We start from the raw sequence: 19,345 nt of genomic DNA, 5'->3' as shown, positions 1-19,345 counted from the left end.
TGGATGTTAAATGATTAGTTTATTTTTTAGCAATTACAAAAAATTCTTGAGCATGATTTCTACTTCTTCTTTCATTTCCTTTTTGAAAGATTCTGGAGCCAGAATTTGCACCCGTTTTCCGTAAGAGAGAATTTCTCTTTGGAAATCATAAGTAGGTACTACAAAAACTTTAAAAACCGTCTCGTTTTCATCTTCAGAAATGATGGTTTGTGAATGATGCAGTGGCAAAGCTTTTACATAATTGGCTTGTTCATTATCAAACTTCAATAGAATTTCTTGAGGCAAAGCTCCGTCTGCACTGATGATACCGAAAGAATTTTTGTACGTTTCTTCTATATTAATTTCTTCTCTTGTAAAACTTGCTGTGGTAATATCTAGGTCAGAAATACGGTCTAAACCAAAGGTTTTCAAGAAAAAAGAACCATCTTTTGATTTGTAATCTGCAGCCAAAAGATACCATCTGTTTTTAAATTCTTTCAACGCATAAGGCGTTACTACTTTGGAAGATTTTTCGTTTTCCCAAAATTTTTGGTAACTGAAGGTGATGACTTTTTTCTGAGTAATGGCATGCACAATTCCGTTTAAATATTCAAAACCTCTGGCTCTTCTTGGCTCGAAGAACATGACGTCTGTTTTATCTTGAGTTTCACGATAGGCTTGTACCAAAAGCAATTGGTCAAAAACACTTTCCTGAGAAAGTTCTAGTTCTTCTTGCTCTATGAAATGTACATTTCGCTTTCTAGAAAATGAAATCTGTATCCCAAAAACATCTGCAATGGCAACTTTGTCTCGCTGAAAAGTGCGTTCTGTAAATTTAAGCGTGAGACCTTTTTCTTGAAATTTATCTTCTAAAAAATCAGAAATTTCTTCGTAAGATGCGCCTCTTTCTTTTCTTCTTCTTAATAATTGTTCTATTAAAACTAAGCGAAGCATTTGTTCATTTTTGGCCATGAGATTTGGTTTTTAGATTCATTATTTTTTTCTATGAACCAAAGTTAAGCAAACAGAACGTCAATTTAAGTCGTTTTAATACAAGTTGTGATTTTTTTCTCTTCCACGAGTTTATCATTCAAAAAACACTTCTTATTGGCTTCTGTATAACCATCGGATAGAAATCTATATTGAAATAACTGACTGTTAAATCCTTTTTCGTCATCAAATTCTTGGAGTAACAATTTCCCTTCTTCATCAAAATTTTTAAACGCTTTTCTTTTTTTAGCTCCTAGAAAATAAAAATCACAATCAAATGAATGAGAAAATCTCCTTTCGGAATAGACACAGTCATTAATTTTCAAAATTTGAGCTTTTACATTCTGTTTTTTATCTGTGATGATGATTTCTTCAAAATCATTTTCTTTTTTGATAAAAGGAGTCTTCAACCAACCATCGGGAAGCTGACCTTTCCAAAAATATTTATAAAAACACAACTGACCTTTTTCCTCTAATGAAAAATGATGAAAGGTTTGTTCATAGAAAATACTGTTTAGGAAAAATAGAGATTTTGGTCTTCTATAAGTCTCACAATTTGTCACTTTTCCTTTTTCATCATAGAGGGTAATGGTGTAATCTTCCGTTTCGTTTTCGATCTTATTGGATTCAAAAAGATAAAAAATATTTCCATTTTCAAATCGTTTTTCTTTGACAATTTTTTGGTTTCCATCTAGCCAAACTTCCCGAAAATCATCCTTATAATAAGTTAAACGTTCCGAAATTTCTAGAACTTCATCTATCTGAAAATCTGGCTCATATTCTAAAATATCTAAGTGATGATAGTTGAAAAAATTCATGGTATTGGATTTTTTTAATTTTAATGAAGTCTATATTTCTTGGCAAAGAAAAAGCCTTACTCAGACAAAGTAAGACTTGGAGAAAAATTTTTATTTATGAACAATAATTTTAATTAGCGTTTAATTTTTCATTCCAATTTCTCTATTTTAAAATTATGAAGATTAATGGAAAGTGGACTGCAAACTGTATCATATTTTTGCTCAACCGCAACAGCTATTTTAATCCTGTCGTCTAATAAAAGTAGAGGATTATTTTGCGCAATACACTCTACTTTCACTACCCAATTCTTTTTGAGAATCGTAGAAAAAGTATTCAAATCTCTTATCGTAGTGAATCGATATTGTGGCATATTTTGAATAAAAACAGTTCTTAAACTCTGAAATTGACCCAATTTCCCGAAAGTGGATTCAGCGAATCATAAAAACCATTATCGGTAAAAATTACCATCAGATTTTTAGAACTCAACAAATAATGAATGGTAGCTTCGAAACTTTTAAATGAAGTAAAGTTCTTTGCAGTAGTTCTTTTAATCAATAATTCTTTTCTGTTTTCTGGATTAATTTTAAATGTAAATCCGTTAAATTCTACAATTTGTGCCATAACTTTTTTTTAACAAAGAAAGCCAGAAGAAAAGTCAAAAGAAGTCGTTTGAAAATTCATGGCGTTTAATTTTAATAAAAACTTCACAAAAAAAATCCCAACCATTACTGATTGGGATTTGATATTAATATTTATCGTGATTTATTTCACTTCTTCAAAAATAACGATATATGAAAATCAATTAGTTATGATTTTATGGTACAAATATGGGTTATAAAAATTCACTAGAAAAACTCCAATTTGAAAAGTAACATCCTGTACATCATCACCTTACAATTCAAATTTAAGACTTTTTTTACAATACCAAAATTATGTAAAAATTTCAGGAAATCTTCTGCGAAAAATATTTTTCCTTTAGAAGATTTCACAATCTCAATTTCTATCTGATTATGAATATTTTACACTTATTTTTTAAATTATAATTGTCACAAATATTTACTAAATTTGTGACAATTATAACCTATCTTTATTACTCTGCTATCACTACCACATCAAACTCCTTACATTTTCTCTTTTCTTGAAGATATTCTGCAATGTCGTATCTTCTTGTGCTTTTTTGCCACATATCTAAGCCTCTGCCAAGAAGTATTTTCCAGCCAATGTTGGTATGGATATAGCGGTCGTGAGCAGATTCTTTGAATTCATATTCAAATTCTATATTCATTTCGGATAAAGAATCTTTTATTTCTTCAAAGTTTGCTATTGATGTTTCTTGATATTCAGTGTCATTCCACGTAACAAGTTTAATTTTAATACTTTCGGCATCTTGATTCTTTTTGTAAATAAGAGAGCACAATTCCATAAAGTTTTTAAATTGATGTGGCAATCTGATGTACGGATCTTGGATCAAAAAATCGGTTGCACTTTCTAAAAAATGACCAAACAATCTTTCGTAAGAAATATTCGTTTGGTTTTCTCGAATATGCTTTGAGAAACTCGTCAATGATTTTGGTTTCTCATTAATTTCTTTATTTGATTGTATTTCAATGTTTTTTTCAGTGGTTGGATTTTCAGATGCTGATTGGTCAGCAATTGCTTCTGTTTTTGTTTCGCCGTATTCGATTTCTTCTAACGTTTGCACTTCAAATTTTTGATTGACCTCATCTGTATATAAAAAATATACAGGATCATCTTTAAAAGTTTCATCCATTTTAAGCAACTGATCTTTCACACGTTTGCGACACTCAATTGCAAAATCAAGAATTGTTTTCACGTCTTCTTTGGTCATTGCTAAATCTGGAAAAATAATTTTCACCAAGCCTGAAAATGTCTTCTCAATCGCTGTTTTATCTCTAGTTGTAATGGAATTGGATAAGGTGAAATATTGCTGATACAATTTACTATGATCTTCTTTTCTTAGAGATTTTAGAACTTCCGCTATATAATCTACAATAAATCCAAAGTTATCCGTAAAGAGCTCATTTCGTAATTTTGAAACTTCCCAACCTGGAATATAAGCGTGAATACGATCCAGAAAAGCCGTATCGTGATAGTCTTTTGGCAACGCATCAAACAAATGACTGTGCTTCATCATATACGGTACCGAATGATCTGTATTGCCTACAAAAACCATTGACGCTTCTGCCTGATAAACATCTGTACCTCGGGAAAAAGATTTGTTTGCCATATAGTTTTTCATAATATCCACCAAACCTCTATCTACTTTCTTGGTTTTTCCTGCAAATTCATCGTAAGCGATTACGTCCCAATAACCTACCAAACCAATAGCTCCGTTTGAATTATTCACAAACAATTTTGCTTTGGAAATTTCTCCTCCAGAAATTAAGATTCCGTGTGGAGAAAGCTCAGAAAAAATATGTGATTTCCCTGTTCCTTTCGGACCCAGTTCTATTAAATTATAATTGTTTTCTGTAAACGGAATCAATCTGGATAGCTGAATAAACTTGGATCTTGTTGAAAATTCTTCTGGATTTAACCCAATAGATTGCATCAATAAATCCATCCATTCATCTGTGGTAAAATAGGAACGTTGGGTTTTGTATTCCTCAATATCAACATTGGCAATCTGAATGGGCTTTACGCTTTCTATGATCCAAGGCAAAGTGTTTTTTTCTTCCACTGCCATATATGCCATATTAATGAGCGACCAAACACCTTCGGAAAGTAACTTTGGATTGGCTTTTACAACAGCATCATTGATGGGAATGTTATTCAAACCCAAATTACTAAAACGTGCTTCGTAGCGATCTTCCTTATCATTTAGCTTTACTGAAATTTTATCAATAATTCTATGATTTCCTTTCTCCCTTATTTTAGATTTGACAACTTCTGCCTCATCACGATGTACGAAATGATTGCTCAAAATTCCCTTAACTTTTTCGATGCCAATACCGATGATTTCTTCATCGTTGGTAGAACAGTGTTGCCCTAAAAGATATTCCAGCACATAAGAAGGTACAACTGCGTTACCTTTCAGAAATTTTGTAAGGTCTTTTCTTACTACTTTACCTTCAAAATGGGAGATTATTTTTTGGTCTAATGCTTTCATAATTACAGTTGTTTAATCAAAATTATCTATTTCTTCTAGTAAATTGATTTTGAGTAAATCATTTGATAAGGGATTCAATTTATCTTCTTTATCATACACTTTCACGTATCCTATTTTCATTTTTGAGCCTTTTGAGCTCAACTCCATTCTTACTTCAAAACTTCTTTCTACAGGCAATTCACTGGTTAAATTCAAAGTAACTTCTTCTATGTTTGAAATAATAGTACCATCAATATCATATATGGCTATTCGTAAAACTCTGGATTTATGGTTATTGCCAATCGGTTCTAGCTGCAAGAAATTTAACTTAAAAACACTTGTAGAAACTGATTTTACGGAATCTATTCTTTTGAAATTCACTTTTTTTGCCAAATTTCTACGGTTTCTGTACAATTGAAGAACAGGTACAATTACTTCCTGTAAAGCACTTCCACCGTGTACAAATTGCTTTCCTATATTTCCTTTTTTCTTAAATCTGTTGATAGCTTTTGGAAGAACTACCTGTACCTCCGAAACTATATTGGTAGTAGCAGATAGCGGAAATTGATATGTGTCTTCAAATTTGTTTGTATCTGTAGTAAGGCAAAATCGGGTATGATCTTTCAATGTATTCTTCAAACTAGGTAATTGCTGTGATGTAGCCTCCGAAATCTTTTTATAATTGAATAAAAAGCCATGATCCGCAGTAACCAATACATTATAAACATTGAAGCTTCCGTATAATTTTCTGATCAATAATTTTAACTGAGTGATGCATTGTTCTGCCGACTCAAAAGTGTAATATTCTGAGCCTTGCTTGTCGCCAATTGCATCCATCCAATTATGGTAAACATATACCGTTTGTTTATCTCTGAGATACGTTCTTCCTTCTTCTGTTGTGAATTTTGAAAACGTAGCATAATCTATTACGCCAGAATTTCTTTCTTTCAGTTTTAAAATTTGTTCCCGATTGGTACTCACGGTTTTGATTCCTGCAATGCTATAGTCTATTGCATCGTCGATAACGATGGCTTCAATTTTTTGGTTGGGCAACAGGTTGCTCATTCCCAAATTGGTGTACGTAGGAATAGAAGCCAACATTGCCGAACAGGTGATGTTGTTATCGGATTCTACCAACAATTCGTTCATCAATTCTATGCCTAATTCGTAGCGAAAGGCATCGGAAATGATCACCACCTTTTTGTTGGTAATGGGTTCAACAAAATCTTGATGAAAATTGAATTGTTTAGCGGTCGTTAATTTTCCAAAATCAAAACCAATTTCATCTAAACTTTTTACCCAAGGATTATTGAGATCAATTAAATACTGATCGTAGGTTTTATTGAGTTCTGCAAATACGGTTTCATAATCGGGTAACATTTCTTCCGAAAATTGTTGATACGCTGTAAATGCCAATCTGTAAAACCCATCCAATTTATACAATTCCTTTTCGTAGCGATGGATATATTCTTGAGGTTTATTAAAAACAAAGTCGGAATACCGGCGAATCATTTCAAAAAACCGAGCGGTATTGAATATAAAACGTACTTTTTGTTCATAGCCTTCATATTGTTCTAAATTATTGTTAAAAGAAGCGTACTGCGATACTACTTCTGAAGGATTGCTCAAAATTTCGTTCAGCGAATTACTCAATAATGACTGCACGCTTTTCTTTGTTCGGATACCGTATTCTTGTGCAGAACCGTACCATTCGTATATTTTTTCTTCGTTAATGCTTGCTCCTAATTCATCGAAAATGGCTTCAAAATGCAGGGATTTGTTTTTATCATCTTGCCAATCTTTAAAAAAATTGGTGATTTTTATTTTCGCAGTGTCGTCTTTTATTTTTAATGTTTTATACAGATCCATTGGTTCTGCTTCGGCAATGGGAGCAGTAAGCATATTATATTTCAATTGCAACCAAAGATTTTTCAGGGTTTCGAAACGAAGGTCTTCTACCTCTATACTTAACAGTTGTGCTATGTTTAGTTTTACTGTTTCGTCTAATCCTGCATTTACCAATACCTGTTGCTTCTTTTCCCAAGCCGTTTGTCCTTCTTGTAAAATTTCAAAAATACGAATCAGGTTAAAAGCGATATTGCCTGTTTTCTTTTCATCTAAAATAATAGAAACAACAGCGGTATATAATTTGCCAATTTCAAAAGGATTGTTGGTTAGAGCAGGTAATATTTTCGACTGGTTTTTCTTCGCTTTTATCCATTTTTTCACCTTGCTTACATTCTCTCTTTGCTGAAGCGGTATTTTGTATTGTTGCAGCAAGTCCGAGATTTCGTCCATTGCCAGAATGTTCCCTGCCAATAATAAATCGGTGAGCGGATAATTTATATATTCTTTCTCTTTTGGTTCTTCAGAAAGGTGGTACAACAATATCTTATCTTCTTTTTCTTTAAACTCTACCGCGTGTTTTACCGCAAAAAAATTACGATTTACAGTTACTATTTTAAAATCGGATTGATCGTAGCTCATCAATTCTTCCTCGTATTCTTTATCTGCATCAAAGAAGAACAAAATGGGATAATCAATCTCCGTAAATTTTTGTTTTATTTTTTCTACAATCATTTTAATTCTTTTATTAAAACGTTATCTATAGCGGTCATCTTTTCTGTATCTACTTTGTAAGTGGCTGCATATTGACGCCACTTTTTCACTAAAGCAATGCAGTCATTAATTATTTTTTCAGGAAATCTAATAGAATTTTGTTCTGCAATTTCCAATAAATCTTTACGAGTAAAATCTTTTCTTTTCCCGTTGATGCTCAGATTATGTTGGCTTACCCAAACACTTCCCGGACGATAGGCGAAACAAATATCGTAGGCTGGAGAGAGTTTCCATTTTCCTGTTTTATCCATAAGAAAAGCGAAATTTTTGGTATGATCGTCGCAGTTTCTGGCAATTATATTAAAAATCATTCTTTTGTACATTTGCTCAGCCTCTGCATAAGTAAGTTTTAGCTGACGCATTGTTTGGAAAACTTGTTCGTAACTGTAGGATGTAATATTGGCATAATCATAATGTTGAATAGCACAAAGCGTTTGCGAATGTACTTTATCTCCATCTTTACGATCAAAACGCTTGGTCATAAAATGCACCCTACCATTTTCTTCAATTAAACGAGATTCCATCATATCAATGCCGAAATCTGTAGCCATTTTATAATACGCCATTTCTATTTTTCCATATCCTTTAGAAGCACCAAACTGTACGTCGCTTATTTCATCAAATTTAATCAACCAATGTTCAAATCCTTCATCGGCTAAAGTTTGTCCAGATCTTATCTGGCCAGTTTTTTCGTTGTATGCGATAATCGCTTTCGGTCGGGCTCCACCAGCTGAAGTTCCCATTTTCAAAATATCCATCATCACATCTTCCATCTTGCCTGAAGTTTGAATTTGAATATCTTCTTTTTTTTCTAAAAGCGCCTTAGTAACTTCTATCAAATCGCTTAATTCTACATCATAAGAACTGGATTCTTTAGAAATAACGGGTTCAAACTCCAATGCTCCCATCCCTCGTTTTCCTATAAAACAAAGCAGCTCTACAGGATTTAAGGAATTGTCTGGTCGGCCTTGTCTTGCGAGCCAAGCATTAATTAAATCTTTACCGTAACGATCAGGAAGTGCATCTGCCAATAATCCGGGCAAGCCTTTGAACGTTTCATTATCTCTTAACTCAGGAAAAGTATAAATTCTACCGCTGTTTGGCATTTTCAAAGGAGCTAAAGCCCACTTTTCTAAGGGAAATTTAAGATCATATTCAAAACTTGCTAATTCTGTATCTGGATTCCAAGCTATTGCTCCTACCCGTTTTCCCCAAATATTTACAAATGCTGTAGTTACCATCCCAAATCTTCTTTATCTTTATTATTGTTACGACTAGAAGCACGTTGTCTCGGCTTATTTTCTCCTTTTGCCAATTGTAATGGGCTTATTTCTTCTGGCAACTGAAAGTTTTTTAAAACATACAGAGCATCCAAAATTCGAAGAATTTTAATTAAATTCAGTAGAGAAATATTTTCACCACGTTCGATTAAACTCAATGTAGAACGACTGATGGCGGCATCTTTTGCCAAATCTTGCTGGGTTCGTTCCTGCTGAATGCGTATTTGCTGTATAAAGTTTCCGATATTTTGCAATACCGCTTTATCAGAATACAAATTAATGTTTGAAATATCATTCATAAAACTTATTTTCACAAACCAACGAATGATAAATCATTCATTAATTTTAAAATCTAATTATAACGCTAATGTACAAAAAATAACGCACAAACTATAAAAAATATTGTTTATGCGTTAATTATCAGTCGTTATTCTAAATCACTGCCACAGCTCCCGTAAACTTGGCATAGTTTACCGTTACCCCATCATCTAAATCAAAAGTGATTTGCAGATCTGCCAATTGCTTTAAAACTTCATTATACTCTTTGAGCTCTATCATTTGTTTTTGAAGGTTTTCAAAGATTTTGAGTTCTGGTTTGGAGAGATTGGCTTCGTTTTCCTTCAAAGCTTCGTATTGATTGCGAAGGTATTCCTGATGCGGATGCAGATAGTTTCGCATTATCTTTTGTACGGTGTAGCCATCCATACGGTGCATATACACCAACACGCGGAAGGCTGCGTTTTGTGGTTTTTTAGGATTGGAAGAAAACAACCAATAGATCGGTTTTTTCTTGTATTGCGTGCCAGAAATATGGTAAGGCCAGAATTTCTCGGTCATCCATTTATCCAGCTTCATTCCCAGTGCATCGTCTATAAAATTGAGGTTTTGGATGTGGCTTTGGTCTCCGTAAATGCGGTGCAGTAAATCTTCTATCCTTTTTACGGCATCATCCGGGAAAGCACAAGCAGCTCCCATTAACGGTAAAATAGCATCTTCATCTATCGTAAAAGGGAAAGGCAATGCGGCATCTGAAACTTCATAGGTTGCCAATTCTTCTTCGGTTGCATCGGGATGGGCAATGTGTAAGCCTTTTTTGTCTAAACGGTAACGCCCAAGCATACAACCTACCAAATACGACAGCAACTGACTAATAACCACATCTTTCTGAATAGGCAACACCACATTTTCTCCCGCTCTGAAAGCTGGTTCTAAAGCGGCAAGATCCTCTGCTTTTAGCTCATCTTGCAGAATGGTAATATCTTTAAGAGCAACTTCTGGCGTAAGCTCTTCCTGCAAACCGTAAATATCTATAAAAATACGGTTGAGTTCTTCTTCGTTGCTGTGCAGTTGGAAAAAATCTTGACTTACCTTTTCTTGCCAAGTTTGATATGCCAATGACAGCGATGTCTGTTGCTGTGCCAACAAAGGATTCTGCTCAAAATCCCAAGACGTTTCTCGGGAATCCCAGTCGGTTTTGGAGATATTAATGGAGTAATCACATTTTTTTTCAATTAAAAATTTATTGTTATTTCTTATAAAAGGCAACAAAGAAACTACTCCACTACTAAAATTTAAAGTTGGATTTAGTAATAATAAAAAGTTTTTTGAAATTTTTGAATTTAAAAATGCAATAAATTGTTTTAACTCGTTTTCCTCGTTATCAAAAATACAATGTGAACTTACATCAAAAATATTACCTTCAGGCATATATCGACAACCATATGAACCTGAACTTATTAATGACCAAGTACCTGCTTGCTTAAAATAATATTGTCTCGATGGCAATCTATTACCTAAGTTTGATAATGCTTCAAAATTTTCTTTATCAAATTTTATAGTATTGCTTAAATTTCCATACCATTTTCTAAAATAACCACCTTTAACATAAGTTGAATATTTCTTTTTAGAAGATTCTACAGAAGATAAATCTTTTGAATTAAATTCAATATCTTTAATAGAAGGCTCAAACCATTCCCTAACAAATCTCTCGTTATCACCGCTAGCCATTCCTTGCTTTAAATCAGTTATATCTCCTAAAAATGATTTTTTAAGAAAAATCTCCATCACCCTCTCACTCACCCAAAACGCAATTGGGCTTCCTGGTATTTTTTCAAAATTGGATTGGGGAATTCTAGCAAATCTTCCATTATCTTTCTTTGGGAATACATAAGGAACATTAGGGATTCTATCAACATCATCAATTGTCAGGTAAGAATATTCACCAATCTTTACTTTTTTACTTCTTTCTAAAATTAACATGGCTGTTCCAAAAGCAATCCCTAAAATATGCCATCCAAAATGTCCTAATCCTACTATCGAATATTTATCAATAATATGAGTTCTTAGCTTTTCATAAGAAGAAAGAAACATCCAAGACTCCATAGTTATACAGCCCATTCTTGCATTATCTTTCACCATATCCATCATTTTCTCCATAAATACTGCAAATAAATCAGATTTGGATCTTGGATAATTTTTATCAAGATAATTCTTCAATTCGCCATTCATCGATTTTTGTCCCATATATGGCGGGTTGGCAACTACAGCAGCATATTGTTGGGTTAATACCAAAATAACTTCTATGTATGGTTTTAGATGTGCCCAAATAGATTGTTGCTCAATATCCAATGTTCCTGCTTTGTATTGAGTTTGCCAATCTGCATATTGTTTTTTTACCACTGCAATGGCTTCTTCAGGTAAAGAAAGCTGAAGTGCAGAACCTATGTTTTTACCTTGTCGTAAAAGATCTACGGCTTGGTAAATTTCTTTAACATATTGGTTTTGGCTAAATTGGGCAATTTCCTCGGTTACAAATCCGTGTTCTTCAGGAAAAGCATATACGTGTGGTAACACTTCCAACGTATTGGTTAGCAAAACTTTTCCTTCTCCAGTTGCAGCCGCTTCCAATTGCTGTGCTGCTTTCAACAATACTGCAAAACGAGACAATTGCATCGCACGATCATCCAAATCCAATCCGTACAAATTGTTTTTCAAAATGCTTTCTACGGCTTGTTTGGCACCGTACCCTTGTTCGCGGTACATTTTGTAGAGCCACTCAAAACCCGTGACCAAAATATGTCCCGATCCACAAGCCGGGTCTATCAGCGTGAGTTGGGTAATATCGCCTATCAATTGGCTTTTGCCATCGGCTTCGTTTTGCACCAAATATTTCATTTGGTTTTTTAGGTCAGAATCTTCTTCGTAATCCAGATAGATTTTTCCTACGGTATTTTCTACCATATAGTTTACAATCCATTTGGGCGTAAAAATCTGTGTAGCAGCAGGAATATCTTCTGCTCTTGCTTTTTTGTTGGCTTTAAATCCTTTGAAAACTTCGTCTTTACGGTCGGCAATATAAAACTGGTAGAGCCAACCGATGAGTTCTACTTCGGCAAAATCTTCGGGAGCGATATTGGCTTCATCGTTCAGCATCGCAACAAAACCATCTACAGTAAGCAAATCATTGGGTACTAAGATTTCGGTATAATCATCCAGATGCCCAAAAACTTCTCTCAATAACGGGTGCGTGTTGCAATAATTGGTGATGAGAATGGCAAATGCTTTTTCGTCATCATTTTGCAATAGTGCTTCTTGTAGGTTTGCTTTTTGTGCTGCATTGGTTACGGTGTGTTGCCCGGCTTTTGCCTGTTGCAAAATCAGTGGAACCAAACTTCCTTCTTGACAACAAAGTACTGGATCAATAAATTTATTTTCTTCTAAAATTTTAATTGCCGCCAAACGGTTGAACCAAGTGTACGCTGCTTCTTCGGTAACGTCTTTTATAGACTCTTTCGATTTTTGGATTTTTTCTTTCAGTTTTTTCCATTTGGGAACGGTGGATACATCGTTATAAATATTTCCCCTGAAGGTAAAACCACCGGGTATGGCTTCTGGTTCGGCTTTCACGTTGCCTTTATCATCAAATCCCCAAAACAATAACTGGTTGGTAACGCCTTTGTATAATTGCATTCTCGCCTGTTTGGCGAAAGATTTTATTTTGTTGGTGTTCATCTTATTTCAAAAATATTTTGCCGTTTTTGCTGAGTTCTACCATCAATTTATTTTTCAGTTTTTCTATCAACTGATCTACTTCTTCTGGTGAGGAAATGGTTTTGCCTGCAAAAGATGAAGAGAGATTCACGGTTTCTAATTTGGAGCCGTATTTGGGTGCATCGCCACCACTTTCGGCCACTTGTTTTTTATTGGCTTCATCTGCCAAAGCTTTTAGATGGTTTATTCTGAAATCGTCTTTTTTGTAAAGTTCCAGATCCAAGAAATTCAAGTCTTTTGATTTTTGCAAACGACTGATGGTATATTCCCGATTCGGAATAATGTTTGGTGAAAGCGCTAGTTCATTAACTTTAGCTTCCAATTCATCAAAAATTTCGTTGTATGCGGCAGTTGCCTTTGCACAAAATTCCTCTAGCAAAGTGTCTTTGGCTTTTTTCAGATCCTTATACATTTTGCGATAGGTTGGGAAATCTAAAGCAGGCTGTACCTCGGTTTGCAAATACGTTGTAATTTCTTTTACACGTTCTTCATACGCTTCGCCCAATTTGTCGAAATTGCTTTTTTCTTGGCTTACATAGGTTCTGATTTCTTCATAATTTGCAAAATTATTATCGATAAAATCTTTCAGATCGGCAAACGCATCTCTGTCGGTTCGCAAGGCCGCACTGTTTTCAATAAGTTTTTGAATGAGTCTATCGTTGCTTTTAGTTTCTTTGAGTTCTGCCAATCGTTTATGAAAATTTTTCAGCGTGATGCTGAACGGGAAACCTTCGTACTGCTCTTTGTAAGCGTTTACCTCGATTAGGTTTTTACCCAAAAAGTCGTGGAAATCGCTGAGCATTTCGGCTACGGTTTGCCCTGATACAAAGGTGTAACTCACAAAAATATCTTTGACTGCTTTTTTGAAGGCATCAATATCTTCTTGTTTATATTCTTTAGTAGATTTTACCTCGATGCTGTTTCTAGACGAGCTGTTGATTGCTTTTTCGTAATAGTGTTTCAGCTCCATTTCATCGTTCAGATAAAACAAAGCCCGTTGTTTTTTTCTAGCAATGTTAAACACTACGTGCAAAGTAGCAATATCTTTCCAACCGTAGGGTGCTTTTTCAAACAATTTTACAATGTCTGTAAGGTTCATCTCGTTGCCCGATTGCGAAATTTTGTTGTTCACTTCAGCTTCTGCTAAATTCAATTCGTTATCAATGGTGATTGTGGAAATGCTTTTATTGATTGCGGTTTGCAGGTCGGCATTGTTTTGGGCAAAACTTTCGCTCAATTGGTAATATTTGTACAGAAATTCCAAATGCTTGTTCACCATTTCCTGATAGCGAGCCGCAGGATTAGCACCATTGATGGAGTTTGCAGGAATCAATCTTTGCCCAGAAGTGAAGGAAGCGTTTGCCCAAGCTTTTTCAAACCTGATTTGTAGATCTCTGAGCTGCTTCACGTTGTTATTAGAAAATTCTTCTAACGTTTTTACTTTTCCACCAGTAGCAATGGATCGATTGTCTTCTAAATATTTGGTGGTTTTGCAATAGTTCAAAAAATCTTTCTTGAATTCTTTGTCGTCATTAAACCACTCGTTGATATTGATATTGAGTTCGTTAGCAGCAACATTCAGGGCTTGCTGTTCTGGCGGAGTGGTATCATACACCACAAATTTAATTTTGAAATCGCCACCCGTTGCTTCGTCTTTGTCATCAATAGACAAACTTACTTTGATGTTGCGATTGCCCAGTTTTATAGTAGAATCTGGCTTCAAAGATTTTTTGATGAACTGATCGTAGAAATATTTTAAACGGGTATTGGCGTTTACATCAGTTTGTGCAATGGTGTTCGCCACTTTTATACCTTCATCATCCAGAAAACGGTATTTGCCTTCTGTAACTTGCACTATATTTTCTTCTACCAAAATATCCAACACTTGTTGTACTTTGTTTTGCAACTCTGCTTTTACGATTTTTACGTCATTTAATAATAGCAAAGAAATATTCTCCACTGTTGGGGGAAAACTAATGCTAATGGCTTCTTCTAAATTAGAAACCATAAAAAGTACATTGATGACACGGAACGCAAAAGATTTGATTTCGGGATTGAAATCGATATTTCTACCTCGATCTAAGATTGCTCTTGCGGAATGCGTAAGGTTGCTTTGAAGATTATCATTAAAAAAATTATCAAAAGAAATAAAATAACCTACTTCTTGCTGACTTTGTTTCTGTGCGGTAAAATGGGTAATTCCCAAAATGGCACGTTCGGTATTTTTTACGCCTTCACCCACAAATCCTACTTTGGAAAAAGAAGAAAAAACATCAGAAATTAATCTGAATTGATACGGAATAAAAGGATACGCCAGATAGAAATTTTCGGCATCTGCATAACTCTGATAGAGAGAGTGCCCGAGTACAAACTGGTTTTCGATAGCTCCTTTGTTGTCTTTGTAATATTGCGTTAAAACTTTGGTTCCTTCGGTACTTTTTTCTAAAACCCTTTTTTGGGTAATGTACGCCGCATCTTGTGAATCTAAAGAAATTAGGGTTTCAAAACGGCCCATAATTTTACCAAAACCATCCGATTTTTTGCCCGTTTCGGTTACCAGATTGCTCAAGTCTTGCTGGGCAGTACAAACCACCCATACTTTATTTTCAAGATGCTCACCAAAACCTTCTACAATGGTTTGTAGATTCAGTAATAAATCGGTGTTATTACCAATGTATTGCGAAACCTCATCCATCAGGAAAACCAAACGATAATCTTCGGGCTTGGTTTTGATATATTCTTTCAGCTCGGCTACCAATTCTTCAATGGTGAAATCACGGTCTGCTTTGATGGCACTTCGCAAAGATTCTTTATCTATATCTTCATCAAACTCAGCTGCAATATCAATGATTTTTGATAATTTCAATTGGATGTGATTGGTAACATTCTCCGATACCCAAGGTTCTCCTATTACTTCTTTTACTCTATCTTTAAATGATTGCAATTGCCCTTTTTGATCCAATTTTTTTTCAATAAGCATCGCCACTGCAATATTGGTTTTGTTGTAACCGCGTTTTGCATTGAGCTCATTGAACAAAATACGGGTAATGGTATTGTTGTTTTTGATTTGTTGGGAAACATAATCAATATTAAAAATAATTTCCTGAACTTCTAGTTTATCTAACTTATTTTCAATCAACTGAACATTGGAAAGTGTTACATCGCTTAATTCATCTAATTCACTAGAGTTTTTTAATGCTTCTTTATAACTTTCAAAGGCTTCTTTACGAGTCGCTTGATTGAGACAGTAAAACAAGTATTTGATAAAGTGAGATTTACCACTACCATAATAACCGCTGATCCAAATGCCTGTTTTCCCCTCCTTTTTATTAGCAATAGCATTAATAAATTTGTACAAATTCCCAATAATATCTTTTGTGAAAACGTATTCTTTTATTTCCTGATCGATATGTTGGTTGTCCAATTGTCCCACTACAACAGCTGGATTGATGTGACGATTGATATCTCTTGCAAAAATTTCTTTTAATTCCATAGTTTAATTATATGAATTTGTTTAAATGGTTGGCACGATACACATTGTCATCGTTAAAAAAGCCAAAAAGCGAATAGTTGGCATTTTTGAAATCACCTGGGTAAAATGCAATTAGTTTAAAGTTTTTGGTATATTTCTCTGTATTTTTCAATAAGGTTGAAAGTCGTAAATAAGGAAAAACAGATCCGAAACCGTGTAAGAAAAGGTAAATTTTATCGGTATCTTGCTCCTTAAAATACGCTTCAAATTTTTGTCCAATGAAATGCATAAACTGATTTTCATTGGCTTTTTCCTGAATAAATTCTAAGGCTTCGGTGTAATCTTCTTGCTCCAATTCTAGAATAGAATCAAACAAACTGGCACCAGCAAATTTGCTTTCCTTTAAATAATTAATCAATTCTTTGTAGATATTAATCACTAAGCAATTCAAATTATTAGATGGTCTTCTTAGCCTTTCATTAAGCAAATCTATTTGCTCTCTTATTTGAAATTCCTTCTCCGCAGGATAGGTGTAAATATAAACAGGAAAGAAAAGCAGTCCTGTGTCGGGATCTTTAAAATCTTCTCTTGATAAAAGTTGAAAAATTTTATTTATAGTTGTTTCTGGCATAAATTTCAAAAATATTATTGGGTAATCAGCAAACAGTTTAAAAACCAACCGTCACCGTTTTTATTTAATATTGTCGTTAATTCCTCCGATGGAAAAACCTGATTAATTTTATCTTTTTCCAATATACTTATTTCTTTAAGCATTTTTACAACCACTTGTGATAATTTGTATTTGGTTTGATCTGAAATGGAATCCATTTGCTGACTACTTAATTTTTCTGATAAAAAATAAGAAAAATCATAGGTGGAAACATCATAATCAAATCGTTTCCATTTTGGGTAAATCACTTCTAATAAAAACTCAGCAACAATGACATAACATTTACAGATGGCAAGAAGCAAGATTATTTTTCGATCTTTTTCTTCAGCATTTAAAAATAGGTTCAGATATTCGCTGTTCAATAAACGTAACCTTTTATCCAATTCACCTTTAATTCTTTTTCTTGAAGCTTCTGAATTTGTAGGTATATAAATGTTGGCAACGTTTTCTTTTAATGACAAGTAATCCTCAAAAGAGGAAATAGCAGCGATGTATTCTTTTGCTTCTTTATATAGGAGGGCTCCTGCGGTGAAACCTAATGAATAACTCATTGTTATTTAAATGTTTTAATTTTACCATTTCATTATTAAAAAAGTACATTTGCAATAATGAAAGTTCTTTTTTAATAATGAATGTATTAATAGAAAATATAATCAATTTTTAAAAACAAAATTACCCCAAATATAGTTGAAATTTGGGACTAATAATTGTTTTTAGCGAAAATTATTTCTTTCCATTATTATTCATAAGATACGCTATAGCCCTCACTTGGTTTTCGGGATGTGCAGTGGCATCGAGTTGCTGTATAACTGTCTTGATGCTTTTTCGGTGTCCCGTGATGAGGAGTTTGTAGAAAATTCGGTTTTCGGCTCTTGGGATAAATCCTAATTTGAATTTTTTGTAATAAATGGCAACGGCTCTTGCATCAAATTTATTATCTTCTTCTAACTTTAATCGAAGTTTAGTGCCTGTTTTGAGTTTCTTAAAACAAATGGGCGCATCGTAATAGGTGAAACCCGCAATGGTAAAATTGGCGAGGTGTTGTTTTGTTGTTTTCATATTTTTTTTTAACCTTAAAGGTTTGGTTGTTAGGATTATTCTATATTTAAGGTTTCAAATTCTTCCAAAAGATTAACTTCTTTGCCCGTGATTCCGGCAATATCACCAGAGACAATGGAGAGGTTTTCTTTCATGATATTGATGTCTTTCTCTCGTTTTGCCCACAGTTTTTGGGTTACTTTTTTTTCTTGTTCCAATTGTTGTAGCATACCGTCGTAAATTTCTAGGATTCTTTTGGTTTTTTGAGAAAACTCGCCGCTGGTGAAATATTGGTACAGGATTTCCATTTTATCACCTCTGTTTTCGTTGGCTATTTTTACTTTTTGGGTTTCTATTAAAATCTGGCGAAGTACCACAACCAAAGATTTTACTTCTTGGTAAGAACAAATCCAAATCCCGTTAACCGCATCAAATTTTTCCACATTTTTCGGGAGCGTTTCAGTTACCAAAACGGCGATTTCGGCTTTGGCGTTCAGCTGGTCTTGTTTTAGTTTATCAATCCATTTTTGATCGAAATTTTTGGTACGTTTGGTTTCGTAGATTATTCTTCCACAGTGTTGCAGACTTTCATTCTTTACCGTTTGTAGTACGTCTGCGCCATTTGCGCCTTTCAGTACTTCTTCCACCTCATCAAAACGGAAGTTATTTTGTAAAAATTCTTCGAGGGCAATTTCCAAAACTTCGCCTTGCATCTGCATAGAACCTTGTTCTTGTTTTCGTTTCATTTCTTCTGTCAGTTTTTTTTGGTCTTCTAGTTTTTTATTCAAATCGGCAAATTTCAACTCGTTCGATGCTTCAATTTGCTTTCTTATTTTTTCTTTCTCCAAAGAAATTTGCTCATTAAGTTTTTTCTCAGCATCGGCTTCTATTTCCGACTTTAATTCGGATTTTTCTCTTTCAAGTTTTAAAATTTGAGATTGTAATTTATTGAACTCTTTTAATTTTTCAGATTTATCATTGAGTTCTTTTTGCAGCGAATCTATATTATCTTTTTGCTCGTCCTCCAATTGTTTTTTGAGTTTTAGAGAAATGCTTTTTTCAAGATTTTTTCTTTCATTCTCTAATCGTTCTGCGAAAAGTTCGGTTTCCTGCTTTTTCTTGGCTTCAAAATTTTCTTTTTCAACATTTAAGTCATTGAGTTTTTTGGTATACTCTTTTCTTATTTTTTCGCTGATTTGTTTTTCTAAATCATTTGCTAATACTTCTTCTACATCAAAATGATGTTGGCAATTTGGGCAGGTAATTTGGGTTGAATTTTTCATCATCAATAAGTTTACTTGGTTTAATGAAGCAAAGGTATTTATGATTTATGCAGTAGA

General features: G+C 34.0%; 14 protein-coding genes. All 14 read right to left on the bottom strand.

From position 1 onward, the window contains the following. Positions 1–33: 33 nt before the first annotated feature. Positions 34–951, bottom strand: coding sequence for a helix-turn-helix transcriptional regulator (locus tag KKQ76_RS01280; RefSeq protein WP_213195486.1), 918 nt, complete (start codon positions 949–951; stop codon positions 34–36). 65 nt (positions 952–1,016) lie between these two features. After that, positions 1,017–1,787 carry a hypothetical protein gene (locus KKQ76_RS01275; RefSeq protein ID WP_213195485.1) on the bottom strand — a complete coding sequence of 257 codons (771 nt, stop codon included), beginning with the start codon at positions 1,785–1,787 and terminating at the stop codon, positions 1,017–1,019. 128 nt (positions 1,788–1,915) lie between these two features. Continuing rightward, on the bottom strand, positions 1,916–2,137 hold the full coding sequence (locus KKQ76_RS01270; protein WP_213195484.1) for a hypothetical protein: 222 nt from the start codon (positions 2,135–2,137) through the stop codon (positions 1,916–1,918). A 20-nt stretch (positions 2,138–2,157) separates the two neighbouring features. Further along, complete coding sequence (locus KKQ76_RS01265) at positions 2,158–2,388, bottom strand: hypothetical protein (RefSeq protein WP_213188548.1); 231 nt, start codon at positions 2,386–2,388, stop codon at positions 2,158–2,160. 469 nt (positions 2,389–2,857) lie between these two features. Further along, complete coding sequence (brxL, locus tag KKQ76_RS01260) at positions 2,858–4,897, bottom strand: BREX system Lon protease-like protein BrxL (protein ID WP_213195483.1); 2,040 nt, start codon at positions 4,895–4,897, stop codon at positions 2,858–2,860. Positions 4,898–4,909: 12 nt separating this feature from the next. Further along, a complete protein-coding gene (gene pglZ / locus KKQ76_RS01255) occupies positions 4,910–7,456 on the bottom strand; it encodes a BREX-1 system phosphatase PglZ type A (protein ID WP_213195482.1) in 2,547 nt (848 codons plus the stop codon). Then, on the bottom strand, positions 7,453–8,736 hold the full coding sequence (locus KKQ76_RS01250; protein WP_213195481.1) for a type II toxin-antitoxin system HipA family toxin: 1,284 nt from the start codon (positions 8,734–8,736) through the stop codon (positions 7,453–7,455). The genes pglZ and KKQ76_RS01250 overlap by 4 nt, the downstream gene beginning before the upstream one ends. Then, complete coding sequence (locus KKQ76_RS01245) at positions 8,730–9,074, bottom strand: helix-turn-helix transcriptional regulator (RefSeq protein ID WP_213195480.1); 345 nt, start codon at positions 9,072–9,074, stop codon at positions 8,730–8,732. The genes KKQ76_RS01250 and KKQ76_RS01245 overlap by 7 nt, the downstream gene beginning before the upstream one ends. Before the next feature lie 133 nt (positions 9,075–9,207). After that, positions 9,208–12,786 (bottom strand): BREX-1 system adenine-specific DNA-methyltransferase PglX, encoded by a 3,579-nt coding sequence (gene pglX, locus KKQ76_RS01240; protein WP_213195479.1) that lies wholly within the window; start codon positions 12,784–12,786, stop codon positions 9,208–9,210. Position 12,787: 1 nt separating this feature from the next. Then, entirely contained in the window at positions 12,788–16,318 is a 3,531-nt protein-coding gene (brxC, locus tag KKQ76_RS01235) for a BREX system P-loop protein BrxC (protein WP_213195478.1), read from the bottom strand. Positions 16,319–16,325: 7 nt separating this feature from the next. Next, positions 16,326–16,928 carry a BREX protein BrxB domain-containing protein gene (locus tag KKQ76_RS01230; protein WP_213195477.1) on the bottom strand — a complete coding sequence of 201 codons (603 nt, stop codon included), beginning with the start codon at positions 16,926–16,928 and terminating at the stop codon, positions 16,326–16,328. Between the two features lie 14 nt (positions 16,929–16,942). Next, the gene (locus KKQ76_RS01225; RefSeq protein WP_213195476.1) at positions 16,943–17,518 is read right to left on the bottom strand and encodes a BrxA family protein; all 576 of its coding nucleotides are present in this window, start codon (positions 17,516–17,518) and stop codon (positions 16,943–16,945) included. Between the two features lie 172 nt (positions 17,519–17,690). Continuing rightward, positions 17,691–18,026, bottom strand: coding sequence for an HIRAN domain-containing protein (locus KKQ76_RS01220; protein WP_213195475.1), 336 nt, complete (start codon positions 18,024–18,026; stop codon positions 17,691–17,693). A 35-nt stretch (positions 18,027–18,061) separates the two neighbouring features. Beyond that, complete coding sequence (locus tag KKQ76_RS01215) at positions 18,062–19,288, bottom strand: DUF2130 domain-containing protein (protein ID WP_213195474.1); 1,227 nt, start codon at positions 19,286–19,288, stop codon at positions 18,062–18,064. Positions 19,289–19,345: the final 57 nt, after the last annotated feature.

It is taken from the genome of Cloacibacterium caeni, from assembly GCF_907163105.1.
In the GTDB taxonomy this organism is placed as follows: Bacteria; Bacteroidota; Bacteroidia; order Flavobacteriales; family Weeksellaceae; genus Cloacibacterium; species Cloacibacterium caeni_A.
The sequence above is the reverse complement of the archived record's forward strand: the minus strand, read 5'-3'. Positions and strand labels throughout refer to the sequence as shown.